Annotated in this window: 17 protein-coding genes; 4 read left to right on the forward strand and 13 right to left on the reverse strand. The window is 66.2% G+C overall.

The features are described from left to right. Window positions 1-57 precede the first annotated feature (57 nt). Window positions 58-1,029 carry an XdhC family protein gene (locus tag AAGT95_RS21285; RefSeq protein WP_342595053.1) on the forward strand — a complete coding sequence of 324 codons (972 nt, stop codon included), beginning with the start codon at window positions 58-60 and terminating at the stop codon, window positions 1,027-1,029. Next, the gene (locus tag AAGT95_RS21290; protein ID WP_342595054.1) at window positions 1,019-1,630 is read left to right on the forward strand and encodes a nucleotidyltransferase family protein; all 612 of its coding nucleotides are present in this window, start codon (window positions 1,019-1,021) and stop codon (window positions 1,628-1,630) included. Before AAGT95_RS21285 ends, AAGT95_RS21290 begins: the two co-directional genes overlap by 11 nt. A 13-nt stretch (window positions 1,631-1,643) precedes the next feature. Here the strand turns inward: AAGT95_RS21290 and AAGT95_RS21295 are convergent, their stop codons facing one another. Next, the gene (locus AAGT95_RS21295; RefSeq protein ID WP_110598641.1) at window positions 1,644-2,015 is read right to left on the reverse strand and encodes a diacylglycerol kinase; all 372 of its coding nucleotides are present in this window, start codon (window positions 2,013-2,015) and stop codon (window positions 1,644-1,646) included. A gap of 237 nt (window positions 2,016-2,252) precedes the next feature. On the opposite strand from AAGT95_RS21295, the gene pip reads away from it, so the two are divergent. Next, the gene (gene pip, locus AAGT95_RS21300) at window positions 2,253-3,209 is read left to right on the forward strand and encodes a prolyl aminopeptidase (RefSeq protein WP_342595055.1); all 957 of its coding nucleotides are present in this window, start codon (window positions 2,253-2,255) and stop codon (window positions 3,207-3,209) included. A 79-nt stretch (window positions 3,210-3,288) separates the two neighbouring features. Here the strand turns inward: pip and AAGT95_RS21305 are convergent, their stop codons facing one another. The 8 genes from AAGT95_RS21305 to AAGT95_RS21340 form a co-directional block, all read right to left on the reverse strand. Beyond that, window positions 3,289-3,741: a hypothetical protein gene (locus AAGT95_RS21305; RefSeq protein WP_342595056.1), complete on the reverse strand. Its 453-nt coding sequence runs from the start codon at window positions 3,739-3,741 to the stop codon at window positions 3,289-3,291. Window positions 3,742-3,980: 239 nt separating this feature from the next. Next, complete coding sequence (locus AAGT95_RS21310) at window positions 3,981-5,177, reverse strand: M20 family metallopeptidase (RefSeq protein ID WP_342595057.1); 1,197 nt, start codon at window positions 5,175-5,177, stop codon at window positions 3,981-3,983. Next, the gene (locus AAGT95_RS21315) at window positions 5,165-6,583 is read right to left on the reverse strand and encodes a M20 family metallopeptidase (protein ID WP_342595058.1); all 1,419 of its coding nucleotides are present in this window, start codon (window positions 6,581-6,583) and stop codon (window positions 5,165-5,167) included. The genes AAGT95_RS21310 and AAGT95_RS21315 overlap by 13 nt, the downstream gene beginning before the upstream one ends. A 60-nt stretch (window positions 6,584-6,643) precedes the next feature. Then, window positions 6,644-7,687 (reverse strand): oligopeptide/dipeptide ABC transporter ATP-binding protein, encoded by a 1,044-nt coding sequence (locus AAGT95_RS21320; protein WP_342595059.1) that lies wholly within the window; start codon window positions 7,685-7,687, stop codon window positions 6,644-6,646. After that, window positions 7,684-8,685, reverse strand: a complete 1,002-nt coding sequence (locus AAGT95_RS21325; RefSeq protein WP_342595060.1) for an ABC transporter ATP-binding protein — start codon at window positions 8,683-8,685, stop codon at window positions 7,684-7,686. The genes AAGT95_RS21320 and AAGT95_RS21325 overlap by 4 nt, the downstream gene beginning before the upstream one ends. Beyond that, the gene (locus AAGT95_RS21330) at window positions 8,685-9,620 is read right to left on the reverse strand and encodes an ABC transporter permease (protein ID WP_342595061.1); all 936 of its coding nucleotides are present in this window, start codon (window positions 9,618-9,620) and stop codon (window positions 8,685-8,687) included. The genes AAGT95_RS21325 and AAGT95_RS21330 overlap by 1 nt, the downstream gene beginning before the upstream one ends. A 10-nt stretch (window positions 9,621-9,630) precedes the next feature. Then, a complete protein-coding gene (locus AAGT95_RS21335) occupies window positions 9,631-10,548 on the reverse strand; it encodes an ABC transporter permease (protein WP_342595062.1) in 918 nt (305 codons plus the stop codon). A 76-nt stretch (window positions 10,549-10,624) separates the two neighbouring features. Then, on the reverse strand, window positions 10,625-12,145 hold the full coding sequence (locus tag AAGT95_RS21340; RefSeq protein ID WP_342595063.1) for an ABC transporter substrate-binding protein: 1,521 nt from the start codon (window positions 12,143-12,145) through the stop codon (window positions 10,625-10,627). A 258-nt stretch (window positions 12,146-12,403) separates the two neighbouring features. Between AAGT95_RS21340 and AAGT95_RS21345 the strand changes: the two genes are divergently transcribed. Then, complete coding sequence (locus tag AAGT95_RS21345; protein ID WP_342595064.1) at window positions 12,404-13,318, forward strand: LysR family transcriptional regulator; 915 nt, start codon at window positions 12,404-12,406, stop codon at window positions 13,316-13,318. A gap of 6 nt (window positions 13,319-13,324) precedes the next feature. On the opposite strand, the gene AAGT95_RS21350 is transcribed toward AAGT95_RS21345, so the two are convergent. The 4 genes from AAGT95_RS21350 to AAGT95_RS21365 form a co-directional block, all read right to left on the reverse strand. Continuing rightward, entirely contained in the window at window positions 13,325-13,531 is a 207-nt protein-coding gene (locus AAGT95_RS21350) for an SEC-C metal-binding domain-containing protein (protein WP_110598652.1), read from the reverse strand. Between the two features lie 73 nt (window positions 13,532-13,604). Further along, window positions 13,605-14,630: a leucyl aminopeptidase gene (locus tag AAGT95_RS21355; protein ID WP_342595065.1), complete on the reverse strand. Its 1,026-nt coding sequence runs from the start codon at window positions 14,628-14,630 to the stop codon at window positions 13,605-13,607. 254 nt (window positions 14,631-14,884) lie between these two features. Next, window positions 14,885-15,175, reverse strand: a complete 291-nt coding sequence (locus AAGT95_RS21360; RefSeq protein ID WP_110598654.1) for a cupin domain-containing protein — start codon at window positions 15,173-15,175, stop codon at window positions 14,885-14,887. A 67-nt stretch (window positions 15,176-15,242) separates the two neighbouring features. Next, window positions 15,243-16,394 (reverse strand): glycerophosphodiester phosphodiesterase, encoded by a 1,152-nt coding sequence (locus AAGT95_RS21365; protein ID WP_342595066.1) that lies wholly within the window; start codon window positions 16,392-16,394, stop codon window positions 15,243-15,245. Between the last annotated feature and the right edge of the window lie 70 nt (window positions 16,395-16,464).

The raw sequence follows: 16,464 nt of genomic DNA on the forward strand, positions 1-16,464 counted from the left end.
GTCACCTCTCATCGCGGCCAGGGATGGCTCAGCTCTCAGGAAGGAACGACGCTCCTCATGCAACATCTCGATCTCCAGGTACTCGACGCGGCGCTCGAATGGGCCAACGACGGCGAGACGATCTGGTTATGCAGCGTACTGGCGACGTTCGGCTCGTCGCCGCGCGAGCCGGGCTCGATGCTGGTCGCGAAAGCGGACGGCAGCCATGTCGGCTCGCTCTCCGGCGGCTGCATCGAGGAGGATTTCCTCGGCAGGATCGCCGAAGGGCATTTCGGCGATGCGCTGTCGGTGGTCCGCTACGGCGAAGGGGCCGACGAATCGCCCCAGGTCTCGCTGCCCTGTGGCGGGATTCTGGATGTGCTCGTCGAGCGCCTGACGCCGGATGCCGAGACCCTGACACATCTGGAGGTGCTCCACGCGACCCTGCTCGGCCAGCGCTCGCTGGTGCGCCGAATCGACCTGGCGAGCGGGCGCAAGCGCTTCATCGAAGCCGGCGAGAACGGCCCTCGGGTCGAGCGCGACGGCCAGGTCATCCACCTTCGCGTGGGGCCGGCGCTGCGCCTGATCATCGCCGGGATCTCGCCGGTTTCCCGTTTCTGCGCCGATTTCGCCCGTGCGCTGGGTTTCGAGGTGATCGTCTGCGATCCCAGGGAAGAGGCCCGACGCGATTTCCCGATCGAGGGGATCGAGCTGCAGTCGGTGCTGCCGTCGCTGTTCATCGGCTCCGGCGCCGCGCATGCCGCCACCGCCATCGTCGCGCTGACCCATGACCCCCGGATCGACGATCTGGCCATGATCGAGGCCGTGCGCACGCCGGCGTTCTACATCGGGGTGATGGGGTCGAAGCGGACGTCCGAAAAGCGGGCCGAACGCCTCAAGCGCTCCGGCGGGCTGGATGACGACGCCATCGCGCGCATCCAGATGCCGATCGGGCTGCACCTCGACAGCAAGACGCCGGCCGAGATCGCCCTCGCCGTCGTCGCCGACGTGCTCCGCGTGCGGCGCGGCAAGTCACGCCATGAGCTCTGACCCCCGGCCCGAACCGCCGGCCGTCGTGGCACTGGTGATGGCGGCCGGTATCTCCCGGCGCTTCGGCGGCGACAAGCGCCGTGCCACGCTGCCGGATGGTCGTACCCTGCTGGCGACCACGCTGAACACGGTGGCCCGGGCCTACCCCCGCTGGTGGCTGGTCACGCGCCCGGAGGACGACCTGGATCTGGGTGAGGCGTTCGATCCCGCCCGGCATCGGCGGCTGGTCGCCGCCCAGGCAAGGCACGGCCTGGGGGGGAGCCTGGGCGATGCGTTTCGCCACCTGATCGCCGAAGGCGATACGGCGACCGCCGTCGCCGTGGTACTGGCCGACATGCCGTGGCTCAGCGCCACCACCTGTACCCGACTCCAGCGGCATGCCGATGCCGAGCGCATCGTCATCCCCAGTCATCGTGGCAGGCGCGGCCATCCGGTGCTGTTCGGGCGGCATTTCTGGCCGACCCTGGCCGCACTGGAGGCGGGAGACGGCGCCAGGACCGTGGTGCAGGCCAACCGGGCGGCGGTATCCGTCGTCGATGTCGACGACGACGGCATCTGGCGGGATATCGATACGCCCAAGGACTTGCCCGAGCCGCCATGAGCGGCGAGCCGGATCAGCCGAAGAACTTGTCCCAGGCCAGCAGGCCCCAGGTCACCGCCGCCATGCCCAGCGCCAGCATCACCGCCGCCGAGCCGATATCCTTGGCCCGCCCGGAGAGCTCGTGGTGTTCCGGGCCAATCCGGTCGACCACCGTCTCCACCGCGCTGTTGAGCAGCTCGACGATCAGCACGAAGATGCAGCTGCCGACCAGCACCAGCCACTCGACGGGGTTCTTGCCGATCCACCAGGCAAAAGGCACCAGCACGATGCAGAGCGCCACTTCCTGACGGAAGGCGGTCTCGTTGCGGAATGCCGCCACCAGCCCCTTCAGTGAGTATCCGGTGGAGTAGATCAGGTGGCGAAAACCGGTATCGCGAGATTTCATGGATGTCCGTTGCAGTCGGGTTGGCGACTGCCCTCTAACGTGACCGAGTATCGGCGCGCTGCCGTGTATAGGCGACGATGGTAGCAGAGCCGCATGCCGACATCATCGCTGTTACGCGATGTGCCCGACGCCTGGAGTCCGGGACGGCACGGCAGGTGGCTGGCCCACGGGCCGCCCGGCCTCTATGCTGACACGACACCATTGCGATGCCGCATCACGTTGCCAACAGGGTCAATCATGTCCGAATCCAACCCGCTCTATCCTGCTCTCGAACCTCACGCCAGCGGTCATCTGGAGACCGGTGACGGCCACCAGGTCTACTGGGAGCGCAGCGGCAATCCGAACGGCAAGCCGGTGGTCTTCCTCCACGGCGGCCCGGGTGGCGGCTGCAAGCCGATCCACCGCCAGCTGTTCGATCCCGCGCGCTACGACATCCTGCTGTTCGACCAGCGCGGCTGCGGCCGTTCGACACCCCACGCCAGCCTCGCCAACAACACCACCTGGCACCTGATCGAGGACATGGAGCGGCTGCGGGAGATGATGGGTGCCGAGCGGTGGCAGGTGTTCGGGGGCTCATGGGGATCGACGCTGGCGCTGGCCTACGCCGAGCGGCATCCGGATCGCGTCAGTGAACTGGTGCTGCGTGGCATCTTCACCATGCGCCAGCAGGAGCTCGACTGGTTCTACAAGCATGGGGCTCGCAACATCTTCCCCGAGAAGTGGGAACGGCTGGTGGAGATTCTGCCCGAGACGCAGCGCGACGATATCATTCCCGCCTTCCACGAGCGGCTCATGGGCGACGATACCGAGCGCCAGCTCGAGGCCGCTCGACGCTGGAGCGTGTGGGAGGGCGAGACCTCGAAGCTGATCCCCGTCGATGCCAGCGACTCCCACGCCGCCGATCACTTCGCCCTGGCCTTCGCCCGGATCGAGAACCACTACTTCATCAACAAGGGCTTCTTCGAGCGCGACGATCAGCTACTGGCCCAGGCCGACCGGCTGACGGGCATTCCCGGCGTGATCATTCACGGCCGCTACGACATGGTCTGTCCGCTCCAGAACGCCTGGGATCTGGCCAAGGTGTGGCCGGATGCCAAGCTGGAGATCGTCGAGGCGGCGGGACACGCGTTCAGCGAACCGCAGATCATGGCCGCGCTGGTCCGGGCAACCGATCGATTCGCCGACCGCCCCTGAAGCGAGGCCGGGGCGCGCGACCGTGAAACGCGAACCGCGGGAAGCCGACGGCTTTCCGCGGTTCGCGAGCCGTGGCGACTCAGTTCTGGGGACGTTGCTTGGTGGCGTCGAGCCCGGTCTTCTTATCGGTAGTCAGCTTGGTGATCTCGGCGGAGCTCTTGATGGCGCGGTCGAAGACATCCTTCAGGTCGGCCATGGTGCCGGTGCTGCCCAGGGCACCATTGGCGGCATCCTGGAAGTTCCAGTGACCGGACAGGCCATCCGCGTTCGGATTGTCGAGGGTCTCGATGGCGGTATAGACGTCGGGGTGGCTCAACATATAGCTGGCGGCCGCGGATACCTCCGGCGGCGTGTTGCCGCTGGTATCGCTGGCCAGCGCTTCGAGGTCGCTCTTCCACACCGCGCCACCATGATCCTTGACGTAGTCCGCGAGGATCTTGCTGGACCGGGCGACGGTGAGTTGATCTTCGAAGGAAGAGAAGGAGGACGGCTGGTTGGCGGGACTGTTGCCCGTCGGCGTCACGGTAGACATCGGCTTTTTCCCTGGCAGAAGGTTCGTTTTGATGATTGTGGCGCGGCTCGATGACATCGGCATGAACCTGGCGCGTTCTGCGAGCTCCCGTACGCCGGGAACCAACCCGATTATGAGACGCCGCGAGCGCCACGAGGGGGCCGAAACGTGTCATTGATCGACACAATGAAAACGAACCGTCATCGCGGGTAACCCAGTGATACGTTGCGCCGCCTGGCGAACCGGCGGCGCACCGTCGTTCAGGCCGCCCCCCTCTCCTCGCCGGCGAGATCGATGATCGTCGCCGCAACGGCCTGGGCCCTCGGCACCAGCGTCTCGAGACGGCAGTACTCCTCTTCGGTATGCATCTTGGCGCCAACCGGGCCGGTGCCGCACAGCGTGGGGATGCCGAGGCTGGCGGTGGTCCCGGCGTCCGAGCAGCCGCCGGTGAACTCGCCCTCGACATCAAACCCGAGCCGTTCGGCCTGGACCCGGTAGCGCGCGAACAGCGCCTCGCTCATGGCGGGCTCCATGGGCAGGAACCCCGAGGTCTGGCGGATCGTCGCCCGCGTTCCGGGAATCTCCTCCTCGGCGATGATCGCCTCGATCGCCGCCAGCAGATCGAGCCGCTGCTGATTGGTGACGAAGCGCGTGTCCAGTTGCGCCGTCGCCGCAGGGGCCACGGTATTGCGCGAGATACCGCCCTCGATCAAGCCGACATTGGTGGTCACGCCGCTATCGTAGTCGGTCAGCGCATGGAGCTTGACGATCTTGCGGGCCAGCGCCTCCACGGCACTGGCACCGTCGGCGTGGCTGACACCGGAGTGGGCCGCCTTGCCGGTCACTTCGATCAGGAAAGCCGCCCCGCCCTTTCGGCCGGTGACGACGTTACCACTGATCCTGCCGGGTTCGGCGTTGAGCACGGCCCGTGCATCGCTGGCCGCTTCGCGAATGAAGGCCGTGCCGTCGCGGGAACCGATCTCCTCGTCCGCCGTGAACAGCGCCCGCACCGGGAACGGCAGCGGCGCCACCCGCTTGAGCGCCCGCAGCACGAAGATGTTGAGCACCAGCCCCGACTTCATGTCGGCGACGCCGGGGCCGAAAGCGGTATCGCCCTCGCGGGTGAAGCCGCGCTCGGCAACCGTTCCCGTCGGGAAGACCGTATCGCGATGCCCCATCATCAGCACGTGGCCAGCGCCTGCATCGCTGCCATCGCCCTCCAGCCGGGCCTCGAGGATATCGCCGGCGTCCGGGCGCGGCGTGCGCGTCACCTCGATCCCGTCGGCCTCCAGCCACTCGACGATGACATCCGCCACCGCATCGGTGCCGGCCTTGTCATAGCTGTTGGAGTCGATATCCACCAGTCTCTGCAGGCACTCGATCATCTCCGCCTGCTGTCCGGCCAGCCACTCGCAGGCGGTGGCCGTGATTCTTCCCGCGTCGTTCAGCGGTGCCATCGTTCACGCTCCTTCTTGATGTCTCGACCCTGCTCGGCCAGATCCCACCATAACCCGGCCATGATACCCAGACCTTCCCGCAGAATGCTCGCCAGGGCGTGCTCGTCGGGGGCGTGCTGGGAGCAGGCCGGGTAGGAGTGCGGCACCCATAGCGTCGGCAGCCCCAGCGTCTCGGCAAAGACATCGTTGGGCAGCGAGCCGCCCAGGTTGGGCAGCAGCGTCGGCGACTTGCCGCTGGACTCGCGCATCGATGCCAGCGCCCAGCCCACCCACGGATCCGTCGGGTCGAGTCGGGTGGCGTTCATCTGTGACATCCGCGCACTGCTGACCTCCACATCCTCGAAACCTTGAGCATCGAGATGCCGGCGCAGATGCTCGAGGAAGCGCTCGCGGTCGCTGCCGACGACGAAGCGCAGCTGGCAGTGCGCGTAGGCCTCCCCGGGAATGGCGTTGGCCGGCGCCTCCGGATTGCCGGCCTTGATCGCCAGCAGCTCCAGGGTGTTCCAGGCGAACAGCCTTTCCGCCGGCAGCAATCCGGGCTCCCCCCAACTCGCATCGATCGCCGGATCCCCCGGTGTCACCCCGACTTCGAGCGAGGCAACGGCGTCACGAACCGGTGCAGGGATCGCCGGCGGGCGCAGGCCCTCGATTAGGATCCTGCCGTGGGCATCGACCAGCGTCGCCCAGGCGTTGGCCAGCCGGGTGGCCGGGTTGGAGAGCACCCCGCCCCAGTTGCCGGAGTGATGAGCGCCGTCGCGGGCACGCAGGCGCAGGTCGAAGTTGAACGAGCCGCGGGAACCGAGAAACAGCGTCGGCGAATCCGCTGCCAGGCGCGGGCCATCGGAGGCGATGAACAGATCCGCCGCCAGGCGCTCGCGGTGGGCTTCGCAGACCGCCTTCAAGCCCGGAGATCCGGTCTCCTCGCCCATCTCCAGGATCAACTTGACGTTGTAGCCCAGCCGGCCATCGCGCGCTTCGATGACGCTCTTCAGCGCCGCGAAATTGAGCGTGTGCTGGCCCTTGTTGTCGGCGGTGCCTCGGCCATACCAGCGCTCGCCTTCGACCACGATCTGCCACGGCGAAAGCCCCTCCCGCCACTGCGCATCGTAGCCGCGCACCACATCGCCGTGGCCATAGGTGAGCAGCGTCAAGGCCGCGTCGACCTCGATCCGCTCGGCCAGCAGGAAGGGCCCGAAGCCGCCGACCGGGTTGTCGACGATCTCCCAGGTGAAGCCCAGCTTTTCGATCTCGGGGATCACGAAGTCGGTCAGGTAACGGCGCAGTTCGCCGTCGCGCCCCGCCTCCTGGCTTTCGCTACGCACGGCGATGCGGGCGTCGAGTCGATGCAGGAAGTCGCCGCTGTCGAAGGCTTGCCAGGCGTGTTGCAGCGCTGTTGCTCGCGCCATGAATCTCTCCTCGTTGAATACGAACAGGGGGTAACGGGCCGCCGGTCGCGACGGCCGGGCTCAAGCGAGATGACAGGCCACACGAGTGCTGTCGTCACCAGACGCCTCCAGGCGCGGCCGTTGCTGCTGGCAGATCGCCTCCGCCTTGGGGCAACGCGGGTGGAAGGCGCAACCGGCGGGCGGATCGCTCGGGTCGGGCATGGTGTCGCCCAGCCCGATATCCGGCACGCCCAGCCCCGGCTCGGGGGTCAGGGCGGAGGCCAGCAGTGCCTGGGTGTAGGGATGACGCGGGGCGGTGAAGATCCGCTCCCGCGTGCCCTCCTCGACGATTCGCCCCAGGTACATCACCGCGACCCGATCCACCAGATGCTCGACCACCGCCAGATCGTGGCTGATGAACAGATAGGTCAGCCCGAACTCGGCCTTGAGATCCAGCAGCAGGTTGAGGATCTGGGCCTGCACCGAGACATCCAGCGCCGAGGTCGGCTCGTCGCAGATCACGATGTCCGGACGCATGATCAGCGCGCGGGCGATGGCCACACGCTGGCGCTGGCCGCCGGAGAGCTGGCCCGGGAACTGATCGGCGGCGCGTCGGGGCAGCCCGACCACATCCAGGGTCTCGGCGACGCGTGCCGCCTGCTCGCGGGCGGTGCCGATGTCATGTACCCGCAACGGCAACCCGACGATCTGGGCGATTCGCTTGCGCGGATTGAGCGAGGAGTACGGGTCCTGGAAGATCGGCTGGATGCGTCGCGCCAGCGCTTTCTGGCTGGCGCCCCGCAGCGGCCTGCCATCCACCAGCACGTCTCCCGCGCTCGGCGTGGTCAGCCCCAGCAGCATCTTGGCCAGGGTGCTCTTGCCACAGCCCGACTCCCCCACCAGCCCCATGACCTGGCCGCGGGGAATCCGCAGCGAGACATCGCTGACGGCGCCCAGCGCGCGCCCCCGCTTGAACAGCCCGCCACCCAGGGTGAAGGTTTTCGACAGCCCGCAAAGCTCCAGGGCCGGGGTCGGCGCTTGCGAGGCCGGGGGCGACATGGACGCAGCGGGCATGGCTTGTGAGAGACGTGAGTCGGCGATCTCGGTGGTCGAATGTGCGTTCATGACATCGTCTCCGGTTGACGCGGGGCCGGTACCGGCCGGTCGGCGAAGTGACAGCGGGCCCGGTGATCGTCCGGCAACGCCATCAACGGCGGCGTGCGCTCGCAGGTCGGTTGGGCCTGCGGACAGCGATTGCGGAAGGCGCATCCCTCGACGTCACCGACGAGACTGGGCACGACGCCGGGAATCGCCTGCAGCCGGCTGCCGGGGAGTGTCCTTCCCGGCGTGGGGATGCAGCTCAACAGCCCGCGCGTATAGGGGTGCCCGGGGGCGGCATAGAGTGCCGGCGTCGGCGCGGATTCGATCACCTCGCCGGCGTACATCACCGCCACCCGGTCGGCGATGCGCGCCACGACGCCGAGATCGTGGGTGATGAAGATCACCGCGGTACCGAACTCCTGCTGCAGCTCTCGCAGCAGGCGCAGGATCTGCGCCTGGATCGTCACGTCGAGGGCCGTGGTCGGCTCGTCGGCGATGATCAGGTCGGGCTCGCACATCAGCGCCATGGCAATCATCACCCGCTGGCGCAGTCCGCCGGAGAGCTGGTGGGGATACTGGTCGAGGCGCTCTTTCGCGGCGCTGATACCGACTCTTCCCAACAGATAGATCGCCCGCTCGCGCGCCTCGCGCCGGCTGACGCCGCGGTGCCGGATCAACCCTTCGCAGAGCTGGTTGCCCAGGGTGTAGGCCGGATTCAGCGCGGTCATCGGCTCCTGGAAGATCATCGCCATGCGCGCCCCGCGCAGATCGCTGCGACGGCGTTCGGAGAGCGTCGCCAGATCGATCCCGTCGAACTCGAGACGGTCGGCACTGAGCCTGGCCTTGCGCGGCAGCAGTCCCATCAGGGCGAGCGAGGTCATCGACTTGCCGCAGCCGGACTCCCCCACCAGGCACAGCATCTCGCCGCGCTCGACATGGAAGTCGATCCCGCGCACGGCGTGCAGCATGCCCGCCTCTACCGGCAGGTCGACATGCAGGTTTTTCACGTTCAGAAGTGGCATCAGTTGCGTCCTCCCGGTGCGTTGAGATCCCGCAGTCCGTCACCCAGCAGGTTGATCGCCAGCACCAGCACGAACAGGGCGATACCGGGAATCGCGATGACCCAGGGCTGGAAGAACATGTAGGCCTTGCCCTCGGCGACCATCAGCCCCCATGACGGCAACGGCGGCTGCACCCCCATGCCGAGGAACGACAGCGTCGCCTCGAGCAGGATCGCGTGGGCCATCTCCAGGGTCATCACCACGATCAGCGAGCCGGCGATGTTGGGCAGCACCTCGCGCAGCAGGATATGGGGCAGCGAGCAGCCCAGCGTGCGCGCCGCGTAGACGTACTTGGCATCGCGCATCTGCTGGGTGACCGAACGCGACACCACCGCGAAGCGATCCCACAGCAGCAGGCCCAGCAGCACGATCACCGTGGTCAGGGAGCCGCCGGTCAGCGAGGCCAGCGCCAGCGCCACCAGCACCACCGGCATCGCCAGGCGGGTAGTGATGATGTAGCTGATGACCGCATCCACGCGGCCGCCGAAGTAGCCCGCCAGGACGCCCAGCGTGGTGCCGATGACACCGGAGATCAGCGCGGCCACCAGCCCGATGGTCAGCGAGATGCGAGTCCCGAACAGCAGCCGGCTCAAGGTGTCGCGGCCCAGCTTGTCGGTGCCCAGCACATGCGTCCACGAGCCCTTGTCGTGCCACACCGGCGGCACCATCCGGTTGGCGATGTCCTGGTGATAGGGGTCATGCGGGGCCAGCAGCGGCGCGAAGACGGCGATCAACACCGCCAGCGCGACCAATACTAGCCCGATCGCCAGCCCGCGATGGCCGAAGACCCGGCGCGTGATCCGCGACCAGGCCGGCGCCGGCAGTGGAATCTCGCCGCCGGAGATAGCCGAGGTCGCAGCTGGAGAAACGCGAGGCGAAGCATGGGAAGTCGTCATGTCGTTCTCCTCAACGGGTGCGGATACGGGGGTCGAGCGCGGCGTTGGCGACATCCGCCAGCAGCGTCAACACGATGTAGAACAGTGCGATGATCAGCACCACCGCCTGCACCACGGGATAGTCGTTGCGCGAGATCGCATCCCAGGCCAGCTGGCCGAGGCCGTTGAGCGAGAAGACCGATTCGATGACCACCGACCCGCCCAGCATGAAGCCGAGCTCCACCGCGGCCAGTGCCACCACCGGAATCACCGCGTTGCGCAGCGCATGCTTGAAGATCACCGAACCGCCGCGCAGCCCCTTGGCCCGCGCCGTGCGGATATAGTCGGACTCGAGTATCTCGAGCATGCCGGTCCGGGTCAGGCGCATCATCGCGGGCGTGGCGTAGTAGCCCAGGGCGATCGCCGGCAGCACGAAATGCTGCCAGCCGTCGCTGCCGGCGGCCGGCAGCCACTGCAGCGTCACCGCGAAGATCACGATCAGCGTCAGACCGAACCAGAAACTCGGCATCGCCTGCCCCACCACGGCGAACAGCAGCGCCAGCCGATCGATCCAGGTATCGCGCTTGAGCGCCGCCAGGACGCCGAGCGGAATCGAGATGCTCACCGCCAGCGCCAGCGCGAGGCCGCCCAGCGTCAAGGTGATCGGCATGCGATCGACGATCAGGTCGACCACCGTGCTCTGGTAGTAGTAGGAACGGCCGAAGTCGAAGGTCAGCGCGCCCCCCAGCCAGTCCAGGTACTGACTGACGATGGGTCGATCGAGCCCGTAGTCGACGCGGATTCGCTCGACCTGCTCGGCGGTGGCCTCCGGCCCGGCGATCGATGTGGCCAGATCGCCGGAGAGATGCAGCAGCATGAAGCTGACGACCGAGATGGTGAGCGCCACGCTGATCGCGACCAGAACCCGGCGGATGATGAAAGTGCCCATGGTACCTCCTCACGCTGCGCGGCCTCGTGTTGTCAGGCACGGGGCCACGCAGGCGGTTAGCGGATATCGGAAAGCGTCACTTCCAGCTGGCCTCGGCGAAGCGCGGCAGCTCATCCGGATAGGGCGTGAAATTCAGGTCGGCGGTATAGGCGTAGTAGGTGGAGTAGGAGAACAGCGGCGCCCAGTAGGCCTGCTCGGAAATCCGTTGCAGCGCCTTGCGGTAATTGTCCTTGCGGACGTCGGGGTCGACCGAGGTGTCGGCGGTGTGCAGCCACTGCTGGACCTGCTCGTCCTGCCAGTGGTCGTCGGCGCCGCCGCCGAAGTAGACGCTGGTGATCGCGGACACGTCATTGACCGAATAGGAGCCCCAGGTCTTGAACGACATGTCGGTGTTGCCCCCGCGCTGCTGCTCCAGCAGCGCCGGCGAGGTCATGAAGCGCAGATTGGCGCGAATGCCGACATTGCGCAGATCGCCGATCATCGCCTCGGCATAGTCCCGCTCGCGATAGGCGTAGAGGTTCAGCTCGAAGCCATCGCCGTAGCCGGCGTCCGCCAGTAGCTGGCGCGCCTTGTCGGGGTCGTAGTCGTACTCGACGACATCCTGGGTCTCGCAGCCGAACTGGGCCGGAAAGCACGGGGCATAGAGTGGACGACTGCCGCCCCGCACCAGGTTGTCGGCCATGCCCTGGCGATTGATCGCGTGATTGATCGCCTGGCGAACCTCGAGATGGCTCAGCGGCGAGTTCTCGCGCCTGGCGGCATCGAAGGAGAGATAGCCGACCCGCATGGTCTCGCCGCTGTCCACGGTCAGGTTGGGCATCGCCTCCATCTGCTCGGCCTGGTCCGCCGGGACGCGCCAGATCCAGTCGACCTGGCCGGTCATCAACTGCGCCACGCGGGAGTCCTGATCGGGAATCACCTTGAACTCGAGCTTGCCGATCTGGGGCTGGCCGACCGGGCTATCGGCGAAGTAGTTGTCGTTGCGGACCATCTTGACGCCTTCCCCCGGTCTCACTTCGGTAATCCGGTAGGGGCCGGTGCCGATCGGCTGCCTGCTGAACCCCTCGAGGCCCATCTGCTGGAAGTACTGATCCGGGAACACCGGAAGCGGCCCGGAAAGATACTCCAGCGCGGCCGGGAAGGGTCCGTTGAGATGGAAGCGGACATGGGTGTCGTCGATCTTCTCGACGCTCTCGATCCAGTCGGTGTTCTGGCGCGTGACCACCTTCGAGTCAGGCGACACCACGTAGTTGAACGTGAAGACCACATCATCGGCATTGAACGGCTCGCCGTTCTGGAACTCGACGCCCTGACGCAGCGTCATCTCCAGGGTGGTGTCATCGACCCAGTGCCATTCGGTGGCGAGCATCGGCTCGTAGTCGTTGGTCTCCGGGTTGCGGTAGATCAGCGTATCCCAGGCCAGGTGCGAGATGATCACGCCCTCCCGCAGGTTGTTGTGATACGGGCTGATGTTCTCGGGTTCGCTGTCGGAAGCGTAGATCAGCGTGTCGTTGGCCTTATTGGCCAGCGCCGGTAGCGACAGGCAGCACAGCGCCGTGCCGGCCACGATGTGGCGGAGCGTCAGGTTGGAGCGCATTTCGACCTCATTGTTGTGTTGTTGGCTGAGAGCGTGTTGCTGGAGCATCCGCCATACCGCTGGCGGTGTCGTGCCGGCGACCAGGTCCTGTGTCGTCTAATCACCCTTGGGCCGACGTCGTTTTCCTCGAAGCTATCGAACGCCCACCCATGCCACAAGTACAATGTTTAGAACCAACCGTTGCCATTTCGGCAAAGGTTAATAAAAACAACATCAACCGAGATGTCGTGGAAAAGATCGAGGGAGAGAACAGTGGCAATGAACAGTCGCGCCCTTCAGGAAACCGCGCTGCGCTACTTCCTGGCGGTGGTGAAAAACGGCTCGATCAGCGAGGCGTCGCTCAAGCTCAACGTCGCGGCCTCGGCGATCAGCCGTCAGATCGCCCGGCTCGAGACCGAGCTCGACACCCAGCTGTTCGAGCGCCGCGCCCGGGGGATGGTGCCCAGTGCCGCCGGGGAACTGCTCGCCGCCCATGCCAGACGCATGCAACTCGAAACCGACCGGATTGCCAGCGAGATCCAGGCCCTGCAGGGGCTCGAGCGCGGCACGGTGCGTCTGGCCAGCTCGGAAGGGTTCGCGGTGGATTTCATTCCCCTGGCGATCGCCCGGTTCCGGCGCCGCTATCAGGGTATCCAGTTTCGGCTCAGCGTCAGTTCGCCGGCCGAAGTGACGCGCCGGGTACGCGAGGGAGAGGTGGACATCGGGCTCACGTTCAGCCTGGCGCCGGAGCGCGACATCCAGGTGGAATCGCGTCAGCGATCGCGGATTCAGGCCCTGATGGCCCACGATCACCCGTTGGCCGGCCGACGCGGCGTGAAGCTGTCACAGTTGCAGCCCCACCCTATCGCCCTGCCACCCCCGGAAACCACACTGCGCCAGCTGTTCGACATCTGCTGCAGTCAGCAGAACCTGATCTTCGAGTCCGTCTTCACCAGCAACTACACCGAGGCGCTGGTCAACTTTGCCATGCTGGGTGGCGGGATCGCCCTGGCCGGCGAGATCTCGATTCGCCATCGGCTTCTCCAGGATCGGCTGGTCGCGGTGCCGATCCGCGATACCGGCATGGACGCACGCCACGTGGAGTTGCAGACGCTCGCCAATCGCACCCTGCCGGCGGCGACCGGGGCGTTCGTCGAGCATCTCAAGGGGATGATGGAAGCCGGCGGGCCGTAACGGTTGTCAGCCGGCGTGGCACTTCTTGAACTTCTTGCCGCTGCCGCAGGGGCAAGGGTCGTTACGTCCGATATCCTTCATGGCGTTACGTACCGGCGCCTGCGCTTCGTGGTGGTGATGCTGACAGTGCGGGCCATGGACGTGGCCCGGGCTGTCGTGGCTGTGGTCGTGATCGTGCTGGCAGTCGGGGCCGTGGACGTGTGGCTGGGTCATGGGGCGATACCGTGTCGAAGGGAAGATAACCGAGGCGCGATTATCCTCCAGAGTCACGCCCCGTGCCACGCCTTCAGTCGCGGCGCTGCATCTCCTTCACCGCGATGTCGCCGTCGAGAACGATCGGTTCATCGTCGAGAAACAGGCTGCAGTTGCGCATCGGAATGTCGAGATGGCAGGCGGTGTCGTTACTGCCGCCCAGCTCGTTGTTGGGACCGGTCGAGAACATGACGTTCCCGTAGAACGAACGCAGCTCCATCCCCATGCCGCCGGGGAACTGGGTCAGTCCGTGCCAGTCGGCGCGATGATCCAGGCCCCAGCCGACATGTGACATGCCGAGCCCGCGAGGATCCTTGAACGTGCCCATGTAGGACTTGATCAGATCGGCATCCAGCCCACCACGAATATCGGTGATGAAGCCCTTCTCGATGGTGTAGGTCACCGGTTCGCGCACGTAGGTGTTGAACGGCAGCAGCACATCGCCCGGCGCCAGCACGATCTGGCCGTCGACCCCGTCGTCGGCACCGCCGGTGAACACGAACGCCGCCGGCCAGTGATCCCAGCGCCCGGGCTCATCGGTAAAGCCGTATTCACTCATGGTCGGATAGACGCCGAGTCGATAGGTGACATCGGTGCCGTGCGGGCTGGTAATCCGCATCGTGCTGGCCTTGGCGAGCAACTCGGCCCCGACCTCGACCCGCTCGCGTAGCTCCTGGGTCGGCATCAGCTTGGCGAGTAACGGGGCTGGCTCGACGGCGGTCAGAACCCGCGCGCCCGCGGCCTGGATCGCCATCTGTTCATCGCTGAACAGCAGGAAGATCAGATCGACGACCATATCGGCCTGCTTGAGCGCTTCCACCGCTTCCGGGTTGGCGGCCAGCCCCGTTTCGCCGACGGCCCAGGCGCCGTTGCCCGGCATCGGGGCCGGCAGGCGCATGTGATACATCCGCGCGCCGAGACGCTGCCCCGCGGCGAGGAAGGCATCGGCGTAATCCAACCGCGCCTGGCCCTGGGACAACACCACGACCTTTTCACCCTCGTGAACGCCGCTGAGCGTCAGTTGCTGCAGACACATCTCGATCAGTATATGCTGTTCCATGATGCGCTAAACCTCCGAAATAGACGGTGTACGCCAGAACACGATCATTCCACTCGTGACCAACCTTTTTTGTATTGCCGCTCTGACGAGGATAGCGCGATACTTGGAAAACCTAAATAGGGCGTCTACACCATAAACGAACGATCCTGCTCGAAGCACTGCCGGGCGTGGCTCCAATCTGGCACTCGCCTGAGACATCCGCTGAATAGAGCGGGTGAGAGCAAGGCAATGAAGATGGGATCAGGGGGCTGGGCTTACTTGATTTCGATCTCGATGAACACGAATTCGAAATCGTTGGCGTTGACCACGTTGTGTTCGATGCCCTTGTCCCGGTAGTAGGAGACACCGGTTTCCAGGGTCGAGAAGGTGTGGCCATCCAGCGTCTCGAGCTCGAGCTTGCCGGTGGTCCGCGGCACCACGACATAGTCGCGACCGTGGGCGTGCCAGCCCGTCTCGGCGCCAGGCGGGAAGCGCCACTCGGTCACCACGACACGGTCATTGTCGATCTGTACGGTTGGCTGGGCCTGGGGGCGCGAAGCGCTCATGCAGCAACTCCTCTGTCGAAATCGGGGAACGGGCATCGGCGCGATCTCGCCGATGCCCGAGGGGGCGTCAGTAGCCGTGGCGCTCGAGGATCGCTTCCTGGTCCTGCGCCGGGTGGCCGTAGAATGTCAGCAGCTGTTCTGCGCGGTTGGTGAAGAAGCCATCGACGCCACGCTGCCGATAGCGCTCGAAGTCGGCCGGCTCGTCGACCGTATAGAGATGCACCAGCATGCCGTCGTCGTGGGCCATGCCGATCATCCACGGCTCGGCCAGTTCCATGTAGCTGAACTGGCTACTGAAAGGACCATCATGCTCGGTCTGGACCGCCGACGGGCCGATCCCGATCGCGCCATGATCCTTGGCGAAGTCGAGCCAGGAGCGGAAGGCTTCCGGCGAGGCCACCTGCTGGCGTGCGTAGTAGTCGGCGCTGCTCTCGTCCTCAGCCTGCGGCTCGCTCGGCGCGGCCTCGATGCCGCCCTCGCCCAGCCACAGCAGCAACACCCGCGGCACCTCCGGCATGGTCTGCTCCAGCGCTTCGAGGCTGGCCTTGGAGAAGGTCTGCATGACCAGGCGTCCAGGGCCGTCGCCCACCTTTACCGCCCCGCCCTCCGCGGCCGGCCGAGTCTTGGCGGCGTCACCCAGCCAGCCACGCGCCTCGAGCTTGTCGCGCAGGTCCTGCTCGATCCCCGGGAACTGTTCGGGCACCTTGGTCTCGATATAGAGCCCCGGATGGTTGTCGCCGTTCTCGGCGATGTCGATCACCTCGTCCAGGGTCAGGATCTCGAGCCCCGAGTAACTATCGCGGGCACGCTCCGGATAGCTGGCATTGAACCAGCTGCCGGCGTCGAGCTGCTTGAGTTCGTCCAGCGTGAAACTCGACACCGGCGCGTCGGCCCGGTCGGGGAACACCTCGGCCACGTCGGTATTGCGGCCCAGGGTATTGTCATGGACGGCCACCAGCACGCCATCCTTGGTACGCTGCAGGTCCAGCTCCAGATAGTCGACCCCGAGATCCCGCGCCAGGAGATAGGCGGGCCGGGTCGATTCCGGCGCCTGATAGGATGCGCCGCGATGCGCGATCACCGCATCGCAGGGTATCGGGATCTTGGTGCAAAGCGTCGAGCCCTGGGGGGTCGCCCCGTCGTCGGCCTGGGCGGCCGCGAACGGCAGCATCAGGCTCAAGCCGCAGATCCGCAGCCAGTGTCGCTTCGCCTTGATCATCGTCGTCTCCTCGGAATTGTCGGGGTGCTGCAGGGAACGCGCCAGCGCCGGCGAGGGCACCACTGCATAA

This window comes from Salinicola lusitanus, assembly GCF_038648475.1.
Classification (GTDB): Bacteria; Pseudomonadota; Gammaproteobacteria; order Pseudomonadales; family Halomonadaceae; genus Salinicola; species Salinicola lusitanus.